Source organism: Microvirga pakistanensis (assembly GCF_004458765.1).
GTDB lineage: Bacteria > Pseudomonadota > Alphaproteobacteria > Rhizobiales > Beijerinckiaceae > Microvirga > Microvirga pakistanensis.
Genome location: NZ_SPJX01000364.1, coordinates 40,052 through 54,282, shown reverse-complemented (window position 1 = coordinate 54,282; position 14,231 = coordinate 40,052). Strand labels below are relative to the sequence as shown.

Here is a 14,231-nt window from a genome sequence, read left to right as displayed (position 1 = left end):
CCCTCGTGCGATAGAGCCAACTCACGCCTGCCGGCACCGTGAACAATCGGTGCCAATACTGTCAGACGTGGAGATACCTCTCCTTGACGCTGGGATCGGCGCCGAGTTCGGCGCTCGTGCCGGTCCAGACCGAGCGGCCCTTTTCGATGATGACATGCCGGTCGGCGAAGCTGGCAAGCACCTCCACGTTCTTGTCGATCACTAAGATCGACTGACGCTCGCCGCGAAGGCGCTTGAGACATGACCAGATTTCCGCGCGGATCAAGGGCGCGAGTCCTTCAGTCGCCTCATCGAGGATGAGGAGCTTGGGATTTGTCATGAGTGCCCGACCAATGGCCAGCATCTGCTGCTCGCCGCCGGAAAGCTGCGTGCCCAGATTGGCGCGCCGCTCCTTAAGTCGCGGAAAAAGCTCGTACACGCTGTCCAGGGTCCAGCGTGGGGGGCCTGACCGCGAGGCGGCGGTCGCTACGAGGTTTTCCTCGACCGTCAAGGTCGGAAAGATCTGCCGTCCCTCGGGCACGAGGCCAATGCCGGCCTGTGCGACCTTGTAGGGTGCGAGTCCCGTCACCACGGCACCATCGAAGCGGATATCGCCGCCGCGAGGGCGCAGGAGGCCCATGATGGACATGATGGTCGTGGTCTTGCCCATACCGTTGCGCCCCAGCAGCGCCACCACTTCGCCGGCGCCAACATCAAGGGAAACATCGAACAAGACCTGAGCTGCACCGTAGGACGCCTGTAGATGTCGGACTGACAGCATCATAGGCTCTCCTCTTCGCCGAGATAGGCGGCACGCACCTCCTCGTTGGCCCTGATGCGCTCCGGCTTGTCGGTGGCGATCACGCGTCCATAGACGAGAACGCTGACGCGGTCGGCGAGGGAGAAAACCGCGTCCATGTCGTGCTCAATCAACACAATGGTGATGCGGCCTTTCAAGCTCTGCAGGGTTTCGACCACGCGAAGGGATTCTTCATGGCCGGTTCCCGCCAGCGGCTCGTCGAGAAGAAGGAGCTTCGGTTGCGTCGCAAGGCCGATGGCGAGTTCGAGCTGCCGTTTTTCGCCGTGGGAAAGAAGGCCTGCCGGAACTCGGGCGCGTGAACCGATTCCAACGACATTCAGGCACTCCATGGCGGCGTCGTTCAGCGCTTCCTCTCGTGCTGCGTTGCCGAAGAAGCGAAAGCTCGATCCCGAGCGTGCTTGGACGGCGAGCGCCACGTTTTCGAGGGCGGAGAATGCAGGAAGAATCGACGTGATCTGGAACGAGCGGGCGAGCCCACGCCGGACCCTCTCGTGCATGGGCAGATGGGTGATGTCCTCGCCGTCGAATAGAACCTGTCCGGAATCGGATCTCACGAGGCCTGAGATCTGATGGATGAGAGTCGTCTTGCCTGCGCCGTTCGGACCGATGACGGCATGCAATTCGCCGGGTCGTACGGAGAGGTCAACGTTGTCGGTGACAAACAAGGCGCCATAGGTCTTCCGTAGGCTGCGCAGCTCAAGGAGGGAGTCAGCCATGGGAACCTCGCCGGATGAAACCCAACACGCCGCCCCGGGCAAATAGCACGATTAGAATGAGGATCGGCCCGAAAACCATCTGCCAGTTTTCCGAGAGGCGAGAACGGAGTTCATCGTTCAGGAAAAAGCTCGCCGCATGGAGAATCTCGGGAAGGAACTCTTCCAGGAGTAGAAAGACAGCCGCGCCGATGATCGCGCCATGAAGCGAGCCGAGGCCGCCGAGGACAACCATGAAGATCAATTCGCCGGAGCGCTGCCACGTCATGAATGCCGGGCTGACGAATTCCGCCTGATTAGCCAGGAGGCATCCGGCCAACCCCGCCATCATGCCGCTGATCACATAAGCAGTGAGTTGAAACGGGAGAGGCTGGAAGCCGATGGCTTCCATGCGGACGGTGTTCTCCTTCGTTCCGCGAAGGACGCGTCCGAAGCGGGATTTCACGATCGACCTGGACAGCATGTAGGCACCGAGAAGGCAGGCAAGGGTGGTGCCGTAGAGCGCGAAGTCATTCTCGAGAAAATCGGAGCCCGCCACGAGGCTACGCGTTGAAAGCGTCAAACCGTCATCGCCGCCATAGGCTGCGAGAGACGAGGCAAGAAAATAGAGCATCTGCGCAAAGGCGAGGGTGATCATGATGAAATACACGCCCTTCGTCCTCAGCGAGATGGCGCCTGTTACAGCGGCAAAGAATGCCGATGCTGCAAGGGCAACGGGAACCTGGATGAGCGCATCCTCGACGCCGTGGCTCGCCATGATGCCCACCGTATAGGCTCCGATGCCGAAAAAGGCCGCATGGCCGAAGCTCACGAGTGCGCCATAGCCGAGAATGAGATCGAGTGACATTGCCGCAAGGCCGAAGATCATCACGCGGGTGAGGAGCGACAGCACATAGCCCTCTGCTCCAGACGTAGATGCCAGAAAGGGCGCCGCCGCGAACATTGCGAAGATGAAGACGGGAAGTGGATCGAACCGCGCAACCGCAGATGACATGGAAGGTGCCCGTGCTTGTGTCAATTCCGCCATCGTTGCGGCCTCTATCTCTTGGCTGGGAACAGGCCGGAGGGGCGGAAGAACAGCACTGCAGCCATGAAGATGTAGATCAGCATCGGCGCAATCGCCCGTCCGGTCTGGCTTGCCGCTGATGGGTCGAGGACGAGGCGGAGGAGATTGGGCATGAATGAGCGTCCGAGCGTATCGACAAGGCCGATCAGGAGCGCCGCCAGGAAGGCTCCACGGATCGAGCCGATACCGCCGATCACGATCACCACGAACGCAAGGATAAGGATGTTGTCGCCCATGCCGGGTTGTACGGAGAGGATTGGCGCAACCATGGCTCCGGCAAAGCCCGCCAGCATGGCTCCGAAACCGAAAACGATCATGAACAGCCGCCGGATGTTGATTCCGAGCGCCGACACCATCGACGCGTTCGTGGCACCCGCGCGCACCAGCATTCCGACACGCGTATGACTGACGACGAGGTAGAGGAGTGCCGCAACGACAAGTCCTGCTGCAATGATCGCCATACGGTAGACCGGATAGAGAAGACCATCCATGATCTCTACCGATCCAGACATCACCTCAGGCACGGGCACGCTCAGCGGAGCCGCGCCCCAGATGAACTTCACGCTTTGATTCAAGAACAGAATGATGCCAAATGTCGCGAGCACCTGCTCGAGGTGATCCCTGTCATAAAGGTGCCGGAAGACGAGAACTTCGAGAAGAAGACCAAAGGCGAGGGCAGTGGGAAGCGCCAGAAGAAGTCCCCAGCCGAAGCTGCCCGTCCAGGCGCTGAAAGCGGCAACCAGATAGGCACCGACCATGTATTGTACGCCATGAGCCAGGTTGATGAAGTCCATCACCCCGAAGACGAGGGTTAGACCGGCTGCGATGAGGAAGAGAATGAGCCCGAACTGAAGGCCATTCAGAGCCTGGATGAAAAAGAGTGTCGCAGTCATCGGCACATCGCTGGCAGCAGCCTTGCATCGGTCGAGCGCCTGCTCGGGCACTCACGAAAGAGAAGCACGCTTATGAAGCGGGAGAGGGAAGGGCCTGTCTGCTCGATACGGCGACCGGAGCGGGCAGGCCTTTCCATTTGCGCCTTAGTTCGTGATTGCGCACTCCTTGGCATAAGCGTCCGTATAATCGTCGAACACCTTTTCCGAGACTTGCGTCTCGAGCTTGCCGTCCGGACGCTTAGTGGCCTTCACGAGGTAGAAGTCCTGGATCGGAAAGCCGTTCGCTCCGAACTTGAAGTCTCCGCGCAGAGACTTGAACTCCGCCTTCCTGATAGCATTGCGCAGGGCATCCTTGTCCTCGGTCTTGCCGCCCGTTGCCTTGAGGGCGCTGTCGATCAGGAGAGCGGCATCGTAGGCGTGCATGGCATAGGAGGCCGGCACAGCGTTGTAGGCAGCCTCGTAGGCTGCAACGAACTTCTTGTTCTCTGCGGTATCCATGTTGGGCGCCCAGTTCGAGCCGCTGAGCATGCCGACAGCAGCGTCCTGCTGCGCGGGCAGGTTCGTCTCGTCGACCGTGAAGGCGGAGAGGAATGGAATGCGGTCGGCAAGGCCAGCGGCGCGGTACTGCTTGACAAGGTTCACGCCCATGCCGCCCGGCATGAAGGTGAAGATCGCATCAGGCTGCATGGAGGCGATCTTCGCAAGCTCCGACTGGAAATCCAGAGTGTTGAGAGGAACGTAGGATTCCTCGATGATCTCGCCCTTGTAGTGGCGCTTGAAGCCGGAGAGCGCGTCCTTGCCGGCCTGATAATTCGGGGCGAGCAGGTAGACCTTCTTGTAGCCGCGGTCCTGAGCTACCTTGCCGAGAACCTCGTGATTCTGGTCATTCTGGTAGGACGTGGCGAAGAAGTAGGGGTTGCAGCTCTTGCCGGCGAGATTCGAGGGACCAGCATTCACGCTGATGTAGAACGTCTTGGAATCGACGATCGGCTTGTGGGTGGCAACCGCCACGTTCGAGAAGATTGGGCCGACGACGAAATCCACTTTGTCGCGCTCCAGAAGGCCCTTGACCTTCGTGACCGCCACGTCGGGCTTCAGTTCGTCGTCCACGACGATCACGTCGACGTCCCGACCTCCGAGCTTGCCGCCGAGGTCCTTCATGGCGAGCTGGAAACCGTCCCGTGCATGCTGGCCGAGGACGGCCGAAGGACCGGAAAGGGTCAGGAGCAGGCCGATCTTCAGCTTCTCCTGAGCCATGGCGGGGGCGGTGGCCAGCGTCACGGCTGCTGCCAAGCCAAGGGTCTTGATCGTCACTTTCATTGCTGTCTCCCGAAGTCGCTGTTCCCTGCGCACGTTTGCCGTGCTGCGTAATTGTTCCCGGCGAGACCTGAGACGCCTCGACGGAAGGTCGGCGCTATACTGCCGCAAAAGGACCCCGCCGAACAATTCGTTTTCGGCAGATATCGAATGTTAGATTCGATCCCGGGGATTGCCAACAAATATTTTAGGCTTTAAATAAATGCAGGGCGGATCCAGGCCTAATGCTCTGCGATGGTAAGAGGCAGGAGAGACTTGATCGGCGAATTCCGACTGATGCTCCGAGGATCATTCGGCCCATAGGGCCACCTGGACCCTATCAGTCGTCGCAGCGCATCTTCGGGCAGGCGAAACCAGGGGAATCCAGCGATGGCGTACACGGCACATGTCGATACCTTCACTCGGAACAACCTTCCGCCTCGGGATCAATGGCCAGCCTTCCTGTTCACCCGTCCGGAATTTCAGTTCCCGGAGCGGCTCAATTGTGCCGTGGCCTTCCTCGACCGGTGGATTGACGAGGGCAGGGGAGATGAGCCTTGCCTCATCAGCCCTGCCGAGACGCTCACCTATCGGGAGCTGCAGGAGCGAGTGAATCGGATCTGCAATGTGCTTGTAAAACAGTTGGGTTTCGTGCCGGGCAATCGCGTTCTGCTCCGCTCTGCCAACAACCCCATGATGGTCGCGGCCTACCTGGCCGTGCTGAAGTCGGGTGGCGTCGTCGTTGCCACAATGCCGATGCTGCGCGCCAAGGAGATTGCCTACCCGTTGAACAAGGCCAGGATCGGCGTTGCGCTGTGCGACCATCGCCTCGCCGAGGAGATGGAACGTGCGAAGGCTATGGTGCCAGACTTGCAGCATGTGGTGTATTGGGGCTCCGGCGCGCCTGACAGCCTTGAGGCGCTGATTGCCACAGCCTCACCCGAATTCGATGCGGCCGACACGGCGGCGGACGATGTATGCCTGATAGGCTTTACCTCCGGCACGACCGGCGAGCCGAAGGGCACCATGCACTTCCATCGCGACATGCTGGCGATCTGCGATGGTTATTCTCTCAACGTGCTGCGGCCCGAGCCGACTGATCGCTTCATTGGCTCTCCCCCCTTGGCCTTCACTTTCGGGCTCGGCGGTCTCGTCCTATTCCCCATGAGGGTAGGCGCGTCGACCGTTCTGCTGGAAAAAGCAGGGCCCGACGATCTTCCTGCCGCCATCATGCAATACAAGGCCACGATCTGCTTCACGGCCCCGACTGCGTATCGCGCCATGCTGACCAAGCTCGGGAGCTACGATCTTTCCTCGCTGCGGAAATGCGTTTCCGCGGGAGAGGCGCTGCCTAAGGACACGTTCGAGGCCTGGAGAAACGCAACCGGCATCAAGCTGATGGACGGGATCGGCGCGACGGAGATGCTCCACATCTTCATTGCTGCGACCGAGGAGGAAATCCGCCCCGGAGCCACCGGCAAACCCGTACCCGGATATGAAGCGAAGGTCATCGACGACGAGGGACGCACCCTTCCTCCAGGGAGCATCGGCCGCCTAGCCGTCCGTGGGCCGACGGGGTGCCGATATCTGGCCGACGAGCGGCAGCGCAACTACGTGCAGAATGGCTGGAACGTCACCGGGGACACCTACCTGATGGATGAGGATGGTTACTTCTGGTATCAGGCGCGCTCCGACGACATGATCGTCTCGGCCGGTTACAACATCGCAGGACCCGAGGTCGAAGCAGCGCTCCTCACCCATCAGGCGGTGGCCGAATGCGGAGTGGTAGGAGCTCCCGATGACGGGCGGGGGACGGTTGTGAAAGCCTACGTGGTTCTTCGCTCTGGCTTCAGGCCCGGCCCCGATTTGACAAAGGTGTTGCAGGATCACGTAAAGGCAGAGATCGCGCCTTACAAATATCCGCGCCTCATCGAGTACGTCGAGGCTCTTCCGCGGACCCAGACGGGCAAGCTCCAGCGATTTCAGCTTCGCCTGATGGCTGCGGAGCAATCATGGGAAGCTAAGGTCTCTTGAGAGCGTCGAACTGAACGGAAGGCTCGGGTCCCCGATGGGGCTCAAGGGGCGGCTCTGTGATGGTGTGCGTGACCGCCAAGGAAGCGGGACTTTAGCGTAGCCAGCGTCTCGGATGCAGATTTGCCGGCGTTGCGCATCATGCGTTGCGCCATCCGGAAGATTGATTTCTAATTATTTTAGGCTTAAAACAATTCTCATTGCCCTGGAGGTGATCTCATGAAAACGGCAGTTATCGGCGGAGGGCCTGCGGGTCTCTATTTCGCCATCCTGATGAAGAAGCTCCAGCCTGGGGCAGAGATCACGGTCTACGAGCGCAACCGCGCCGATGACACCTTCGGCTTCGGCGTCGTCTTTTCCGATGCGACCCTCGATAATTTCGAAAAGTACGACCTGCCGAGCTACCATCGGATCACGCGCGAGTTCGCCTATTGGGATGACATCGCAATTCACTTCAAGGGAGCCGAGCACCGCATCGGCGGCAACGGATTCTGCGGCTGCTCGCGCCGTACGCTGCTGCTTATCCTGCGGGATCGCGCGGAAGAGCTCGGCGTGAGGTTGTGCTACCAGGTGGATGTGGATGACGAGAGCCTATTCGCCGATGCGGATCTCGTCGTCATGGCGGATGGCATCAACAGCCGCTTCCGGGATAGGCATGTTGACCACTTTCAGCCCGAGATAGACCTGAGGCCCAACAAGTTTGCCTGGATGGGATCCACTAGGCCGCTCGACGCCTTCACCTTCATCTTCCAGGAAACGGAGTGGGGCCCATTCATTGCCCATGCCTATCAGTATGAGGCGAACCGGTCCACCTGGGTGTTCGAGACGGATCCCGAAACCTTCGATCGCGCCGGTCTTGGTCAGAAAACGGAAGAGGAATCCGCGGCTCTGATGGAGCAGATCTTCGGCTGGTTCCTGAAGGGGCACAGAATTCTCACCAATCGTTCTCTCTGGCGCAACTTTCCGATGATCCGCAACAAGCGCTGGGTCATGGGCAACAAGGTGCTGCTCGGCGATGCCAAGGGATCGGCCCATTTCTCCATCGGTTCGGGCACCAAGCTCGCCATGGAAGATGCTATCGCCCTTTACGAAGCCTTCCGCCGTGACTCGAATGTCGAACGGGCCCTGTCCTTCTTCGAGTCAGGTCGGCGCGAGGAGGTGGAGAAGACCCAGCACGCTGCCGACGTATCCCTCGTCTGGTTCGAGCATGTGGCGCGCTTCTGGAACTTCGATCCAGTGCAGTTCGCGTTCGGAGTGATGACCCGCGCCAAGGCGATCACCTACGACAACCTGCGCCTGCGCGCCCCGGACTTCGTGGCTGCCGTCGATCGCACCTTTGCGCGGCAAGTGAGACACGAGGGCTTCGATGTGTCCATCGAGAATCCGAACGTGCCGATGTTTCAGCCTTTCCGGCTTCGCGACATGACTCTCGCAAATCGCGTGGTCGTGTCCCCGATGGACATGTACTCGGCCGAAGACGGTGTTCCCGGGGACTGGCATCTCGTTCACTACGGCTCGCGCGCCACTGGCGGTGCGGGACTGATCTTTACCGAGATGACATGCGTCTCGCCGGAGTCGCGCATCACGCTTGGTTGCACGGGCCTGTGGAATGACGAGCAGGAGGCGGCCTGGAAGCGCATCGTCGACTTCGTCCACGGCCATTCCACCGCCAAGTTCTGCCTGCAGCTGGGGCATGCAGGGCGCAAGGGCGCCACAAAGCTCATGTGGGAAGGAATCGACCGCCCTCTCGAAACGGGAGCCTGGGATATCTGTTCCGCCTCTCCGATTCCGTATTTCCCGGACAGCCAAGTACCGCGGGAGGCGACCCGCGCCGACATGGACGCCATCAGGGCGCATTTCGTCGCCGCGGCGGAGCGGGGCGACCGGGCGGGCTTCGACATGCTTGAGCTCCACTGCGCCCACGGCTACCTCCTGGCGAGCTTCATCTCTCCGCTCACCAACCGGCGCACGGACGAGTACGGGGGCTCCCTGGAAAACCGGTTGCGCTATCCACTGGAGGTCTTCGATGCCATGCGGGAGGTCTGGCCCGCACACAAGCCCATGTCCGTGCGCATCTCAGCGACAGACTGGGCCCAGGGCGGCATTACGGGAGAAGACGCCGTGGAAATCGCGCGTGCGTTTGCCGAGCATGGCGTCGATCTCGTCGACATCTCCACGGGACAAACCGTGCGGGAGGCCCGGCCGATCTACGGGCGCATGTTTCAAACGCCATTCTCGGATCAGGTGCGCAACGAAGCGCGGGTCGCCACCATGTGCGTCGGCAACATCACCACGGCAGATCAGGTCAATACCATCCTGGCGGCCGGGCGGGCGGATCTGGTCGCCCTGGCGCGACCCCACCTGGTGGACCCGTTCTTCACCATGAAGGCGGCCGCATGGTATGGCGCGAAGGATATCTTCTGTCCGCCGCAATATCTTGCCGGGAAGGATCAAATCTTCCGCAACAGCGTCCGTGACCGGCAGGACATGGAGGAGCTGAAGATCAAGGCCAAGCCGAAGACCCGAGCTGAACTGAAGATGGAGGCCGGTGGGAAGTTCCTCGCCGCGGAATGATATGGATATGAACCTTCTTCAGGGCCGCCACGCAGTTGTCACAGGCGGCGGGCGCGGCATCGGGCGCGCCATTGCAAGGGCGCTTGCGGGGGCAGGGGCTAGGGTCACAATCGTCGGCCGGAACCAGGCGGCCCTGGATCACGTCGTCTCGGAGGGTGACGCTCATGGCGCTGCCGTTGCCGACGTCACCGATCCAGACATCGTTCAAGCCGCCATCCAGACTGTCGTCTCGCGACATGGACCCGTGGATCTCATGATCGCCAATGCGGGATCGGCAGTCTCGGCCCCGTTTATGAAATCCACTCCGGCCATGTTCCAGCAGATGCTGGACGTGAATCTGCTTGGTGTGACCAATGTCACGCATGCCGTGCTCGGCTCCATGACTGAGCGGGGGTTTGGACGAATCATTGCCGTGGCCTCGACGGCAGGTCTGAAGGGTTATCCTTATGTGAGCGCCTATTGCGCGGCGAAGCACGCGGTTGTCGGCTTCGTGCGGGCGCTTGCGCAGGAGACCGCCACGACCGGCGTGACCGTCAACGCGGTCTGCCCTGGCTTTACCGACACGGATCTTGTGGCGGAGAGTGTCCAACGCATCACGGCGAAGACGGGCAGGTCGCGTGAACAGGCTCTGAACGAATTCGTGAAGCACAATCCTCAGCAAAGATTGATCAGCCCGTCGGAAGTGGCTGAGGCGGTTCTGTGGCTGTGCAGCGAGGGCGCCCGCTCCGTAACGGGCCAGGCCATCGTGGTGGCCGGTGGAGAGATTTGAAATGGACAACCAGACAATCCCGCTGGACGCCGAGACGAAGGCTCTCGAGATGCCGGAGGATCACCGTGACGAGCTCCGGCTCTGGCTCCGGCTGCTGACATGCTCTACGCTGATCGAAGGCGAAGTCCGCCGTCGCCTGCGGGACCGCTTCGATGTGACGCTTCCCCGTTTCGATCTGATGGCTCAGCTCGACAAGACCCCGGAGGGGATGACGCTCTCTGATCTCTCGAAGCGGATGATGGTGTCGAACGGCAATCTCACTAGCTTGGTCGATCGGCTCGCCGCCTCCGGGCATATCGAACGCCGGGTCTCCGCGATCGATCGGAGAGCTCAGATCGTCAAGCTCACGCCAGCCGGTCGAATGGAATTCCGCGCGATCGCTGCCGAGCACGAGGCATGGGTCGCCGAGATCTTCGGCGGACTTTCGCAGAGGGAGCAGAAGGATCTGATGCGCCTTCTCGCCAAAACAAAACTGTCCGCCAGAAACGCCATCATGGGAGAGACGCAGTGATGCAGTTCGCCAACCCCGTCATGTTGCCCCTTGCCGCGTATAAACCGCGCCACTTCATCCTCACGGTGGAAGGTCCGGTCGCGACGGTCACATTCAACCGTCCGGAAAAGAAGAACCCGCTGACATTCGAAAGCTATCGCGAACTTACCGACTTCTTCCATGCCTGCGCGAAGGACGACGGTGTCAAGGCCATCGTCGTGACGGGATCCGGCGGCAACTTTTCCTCCGGCGGCGATGTGTTCGAGATCATCGGGCCTCTGGTCGAGATGGATACAAAGGGCCTGACGGCCTTCACGCGCATGACGGGCGAATTGGTGAAAGCCATGCGGGCTGCTCCGCAGCCTGTGATCGCGGCCGTCGAAGGGATCTGCGCCGGCGCAGGCGCCATCGTGGCCATGGCGTCCGATTTGCGGCTCGCGGCGCCAAGCGCCAAGGTGGCCTTCCTGTTCAACAAGGTAGGGCTGGCCGGCTGCGATATGGGCGCTTGCGCGATCCTGCCGCGCATCATTGGGCAGGGCCGGGCCTCGGAGCTTCTCTACACGGGGCGATTCATGAAGGCCGAAGAAGGCGAGCGGTGGGGATTCTTCAGCCGTCTTGTCGATGAGACCGAGCTTCTCCGCGAGGCGCAGGCCTTGGCGCGAGAGATCGGCTCGGGACCAACCTACGCCAATACGATGACTAAGCGCATGCTCGCCATGGAATGGGCCATGTCGGTGGAGGAGGCGATCGAGGCGGAAGCCGTCGCTCAGGCCCTGTGCATGACGACCGAGGACTTCGCCCGTGCCTACAGGGCGTTCGCCGCTAAGGAGAAGCCGGTCTTCCAGGGAGATTGACGTGATCGACGCCACCTTTCTGAAATGGCCCTTCTTCGAAGGTCGTCACCTCCGGCATGCGGAGGCGCTGAGAGCCTGGGCCGAGACCAAGTCTCACGGACTCGTCGAACATGATGATGTGGATGAATCGTGCCGCCGCCTCGTACGCAAGCTCGGTGAGGACGGATGGCTGAGGGCTGCCATACCGGAAGCCTATGGCGGCCTTGCTCCGGTTCTCGACGTTCGGACGCTCTGCCTGTCTCGCGAAACGCTGGCCTACCACGAGGGACTTGCGGATTTTGCCTTCGCGATGCAGGGTCTCGGCTCCGGCCCGATCAGCCTATTCGGTTCCGAGGAGTTGAAGCGACAGTACTTGCCAAAGGTGGCCCGCGGCGAGGCCATCGCGGCCTTTGCCCTGTCCGAGCCAGAGGCCGGATCCGACGTTGCGGCCATGAGCACCACCGCCGTTCCGGATGGCCCAGACCACGTGCGGATCGACGGCCTGAAGACGTGGATCTCCAACGGCGGGATTGCGGATTACTACATCGTCTTCGCGCGGTCCGGCGAGGCTCCCGGTGCGCGGGGACTGTCCGCCTATGTGGTCGATGCCGGGACGCCCGGTCTCGGCATCGAGGAGCGTATCGAGGTTATCGCGCCGCATCCGCTCGCGACACTTCGTTTCGAGGGCTGCAGAGTGCCGCTGACGAAACGGATCGGAGGCCCGGGAGAAGGCTTCAAGGTCGCCATGGCAACCCTGGACGTGTTTCGCTCGACCGTCGGAGCCGCATCGCTCGGATTTGCGAGACGCGCCATGGACGAAGCGTTGCGCCATGCCTCGTCCCGACATCTCTTCGGAGCTCCGCTGGCGGAACTCCAGATGACGCAAGCCGCCTTGGCCGACATGGCGACCAATGTCGACACTGCGGCGCTCCTCGTCTACCGCGCCGCATGGACGAAGGATCAGGGCGCCTCACGCGTGACGCGTGAGGCCGCAATGGCCAAAATGTACGCTACAGAGGTCGCGCAAACTGTCATCGACAAAGCGGTCCAGATCTTCGGCGGTCTCGGAGTCACCAAAGGCGTGAAGGTCGAGGAACTTTACCGTGAGAACCGCGCGCTGCGCATTTACGAGGGTGCAACGGAAGTTCAGAAGGTCGTGATTGCGCGTGAGCTTCTGAAAATGCTCGATGGATCTCGCTCGGGTGGTGAGCAGAGCAAGCAGGTTTCGCCAGGGAATTTGGCCTTGGAGAAAACGACCAGGAGAAAGACCAATGACGGTCTCTAGGAACTCTCAGGCTACGGCTATCCTCGGTAACGACATCGAGGTTCTGCAGCCGAAGAATTGGCCAATCCCCAAAGGCTATTCGAACGGTATGATGGCCGAAGGCCGGATCGTCGTCACTGGTGGGATCGTGGGCTGGAGCGAGGCGGGCGAGTTTCCCGATGGCTTCGTCGCGCAGGCGCGCCAGACACTGGAGAACATCTGTGCCATTCTGGCGGAAGGGGGGGCCAAGCCACAGCATATTGTCCGGCTGACATGGTACGTCGTCGATATCGACGATTACTTGGCCAATCTGCGTGAGCTGGGTCGTGCCTACCGATCCGTCCTCGGAACGCACTACCCGGCGATGGCCTTGGTGCAGGTGGTGCGTTTGGTGGAAAAGAAGGCGCTTCTGGAAATCGAGGCGACGGCTGTCGTGCCGCCGGGATAATGAGCGCCGCGCCTTGGCCGATCAGCGATGCACAAGGTGCCGACAACTTGAACGGGACGTCACCGGAGGGAATCATGGAGGTCTTGCCGGAGAGCGGCGGTGAAGGCGTCGCCCTCGTGCGCATCAATCGTCCGGAGGCCCGCAACGCGCTGAACGGCGCGGTGCGCGAGCAGTTGGCCAAAATTTTCGTGGAGCTTGCAGGCAATGACGAGATCCTCTGCGTTGTCCTGACCGGAACCGAGAAGGAATTCGCCGCAGGAGCCGACATCAAGGCCATGGCGGATTCTCAGCCCGTCGGCATGATGCTTCGCGAGCGAGCGGAATTGGGCTCCCATCAAGGATTTTCCCAAGCCCCTGATCGCTGCGGTGAATGGATACGCGCTGGGAGGCGGATGCGAGCTTGCCATGCATGCCGACATGATCATCGCCGGTGCGAGTGCCAAATTCGGGCAGCCTGAGATCAAGGTCGGGATCATTCCGGGAGCGGGCGGAACTCAGCGTCTTCTGAGAGCGGTCGGCAAGTTCAAGGCGATGAAGATCCTGCTGACGGGGAGATGGTTTCGGCTCGGGATGCGGAGGTCATGGGGCCGGTCACTGAGGTTGTGCCTGACGACGAAGCTCTCGATCGTGCCTTGGTGCTTGCCCGCTCGATTGCTTTTATACCGCCACTCGCGGCCCGCAAGATCAAGGAGCTGGTTCTGCAAGGAGGCGATCTTCCCCTGGATGCTGCTCTCGTCATGGAACGGCATGCCTTCCAGCTCATGTTCGCGACAGCGGATCAGAAGGAAGGCATGCAGGCCTTCATGGAGAAACGATCCCCAAATTTCACGGGTCTTTGAGCATGCCTCTCGACGCGACACGGACGGATCTCACTCTCGGAATCGTCGGGGCCGGCATCATGGGGCGTGGCATCGCCCAGGTGGCGGCCGAGGCAGGGATCACCGTTCTTCTGGCCGACGTTCGTCCGGAGGCCGTTGCCGAAGCTGTTGCCTTTTGGCCGACATGATCCGCCGCAAGGCCGTCAAGGGAAACCTCACTGCTGAGAGCGCCGAAGT

General features: G+C 61.1%; 13 protein-coding genes and 1 pseudogene. 9 read left to right on the top strand and 5 right to left on the bottom strand.

Annotated elements, in window-relative coordinates; genetic code table 11:
* Positions 1–61: 61 nt before the first annotated feature.
* The 5 genes from E4K09_RS18435 to E4K09_RS18415 form a co-directional block, all read right to left on the bottom strand.
* Positions 62–760 (bottom strand): ABC transporter ATP-binding protein, encoded by a 699-nt coding sequence (locus tag E4K09_RS18435; protein WP_134499235.1) that lies wholly within the window; start codon positions 758–760, stop codon positions 62–64.
* On the bottom strand, positions 760–1,515 hold the full coding sequence (locus E4K09_RS18430; RefSeq protein ID WP_134499234.1) for an ABC transporter ATP-binding protein: 756 nt from the start codon (positions 1,513–1,515) through the stop codon (positions 760–762). The genes E4K09_RS18435 and E4K09_RS18430 overlap by 1 nt, the downstream gene beginning before the upstream one ends.
* Positions 1,508–2,506: a branched-chain amino acid ABC transporter permease gene (locus tag E4K09_RS18425; RefSeq protein ID WP_244610579.1), complete on the bottom strand. Its 999-nt coding sequence runs from the start codon at positions 2,504–2,506 to the stop codon at positions 1,508–1,510. The genes E4K09_RS18430 and E4K09_RS18425 overlap by 8 nt, the downstream gene beginning before the upstream one ends.
* Positions 2,507–2,550: 44 nt before the next feature.
* Positions 2,551–3,471 carry a branched-chain amino acid ABC transporter permease gene (locus E4K09_RS18420; protein WP_134499232.1) on the bottom strand — a complete coding sequence of 307 codons (921 nt, stop codon included), beginning with the start codon at positions 3,469–3,471 and terminating at the stop codon, positions 2,551–2,553.
* 144 nt (positions 3,472–3,615) lie between these two features.
* Positions 3,616–4,791 carry an ABC transporter substrate-binding protein gene (locus E4K09_RS18415; RefSeq protein ID WP_134499231.1) on the bottom strand — a complete coding sequence of 392 codons (1,176 nt, stop codon included), beginning with the start codon at positions 4,789–4,791 and terminating at the stop codon, positions 3,616–3,618.
* A gap of 366 nt (positions 4,792–5,157) precedes the next feature.
* Between E4K09_RS18415 and E4K09_RS18410 the strand changes: the two genes are divergently transcribed.
* The 9 genes and pseudogenes from E4K09_RS18410 (at position 5,158) to E4K09_RS18370 (ending at position 14,182) form a co-directional block, all read left to right on the top strand.
* Entirely contained in the window at positions 5,158–6,801 is a 1,644-nt protein-coding gene (locus E4K09_RS18410) for a benzoate-CoA ligase family protein (protein WP_134499230.1), read from the top strand.
* A gap of 216 nt (positions 6,802–7,017) precedes the next feature.
* Positions 7,018–9,372 (top strand): bifunctional salicylyl-CoA 5-hydroxylase/oxidoreductase, encoded by a 2,355-nt coding sequence (locus E4K09_RS18405; protein ID WP_134499229.1) that lies wholly within the window; start codon positions 7,018–7,020, stop codon positions 9,370–9,372.
* 7 nt (positions 9,373–9,379) lie between these two features.
* Positions 9,380–10,141 (top strand): SDR family NAD(P)-dependent oxidoreductase, encoded by a 762-nt coding sequence (locus tag E4K09_RS18400; RefSeq protein WP_204985755.1) that lies wholly within the window; start codon positions 9,380–9,382, stop codon positions 10,139–10,141.
* A gap of 1 nt (position 10,142) precedes the next feature.
* Positions 10,143–10,652 (top strand): MarR family winged helix-turn-helix transcriptional regulator, encoded by a 510-nt coding sequence (locus tag E4K09_RS18395; protein ID WP_193557314.1) that lies wholly within the window; start codon positions 10,143–10,145, stop codon positions 10,650–10,652.
* On the top strand, positions 10,649–11,485 hold the full coding sequence (locus E4K09_RS18390) for an enoyl-CoA hydratase family protein (RefSeq protein ID WP_134499227.1): 837 nt from the start codon (positions 10,649–10,651) through the stop codon (positions 11,483–11,485). The genes E4K09_RS18395 and E4K09_RS18390 overlap by 4 nt, the downstream gene beginning before the upstream one ends.
* A gap of 1 nt (position 11,486) precedes the next feature.
* Positions 11,487–12,749, top strand: a complete 1,263-nt coding sequence (locus tag E4K09_RS18385; protein ID WP_134499226.1) for an acyl-CoA dehydrogenase family protein — start codon at positions 11,487–11,489, stop codon at positions 12,747–12,749.
* Entirely contained in the window at positions 12,736–13,176 is a 441-nt protein-coding gene (locus tag E4K09_RS18380; RefSeq protein ID WP_134499225.1) for a RidA family protein, read from the top strand. The genes E4K09_RS18385 and E4K09_RS18380 overlap by 14 nt, the downstream gene beginning before the upstream one ends.
* 74 nt (positions 13,177–13,250) lie before the next feature.
* Positions 13,251–14,015 (top strand): annotated as a pseudogene (locus E4K09_RS18375) (enoyl-CoA hydratase-related protein).
* Positions 14,016–14,017: 2 nt separating this feature from the next.
* Entirely contained in the window at positions 14,018–14,182 is a 165-nt protein-coding gene (locus E4K09_RS18370; protein WP_134499224.1) for a 3-hydroxyacyl-CoA dehydrogenase NAD-binding domain-containing protein, read from the top strand.
* The last annotated feature ends 49 nt before the right edge of the window (positions 14,183–14,231 follow it).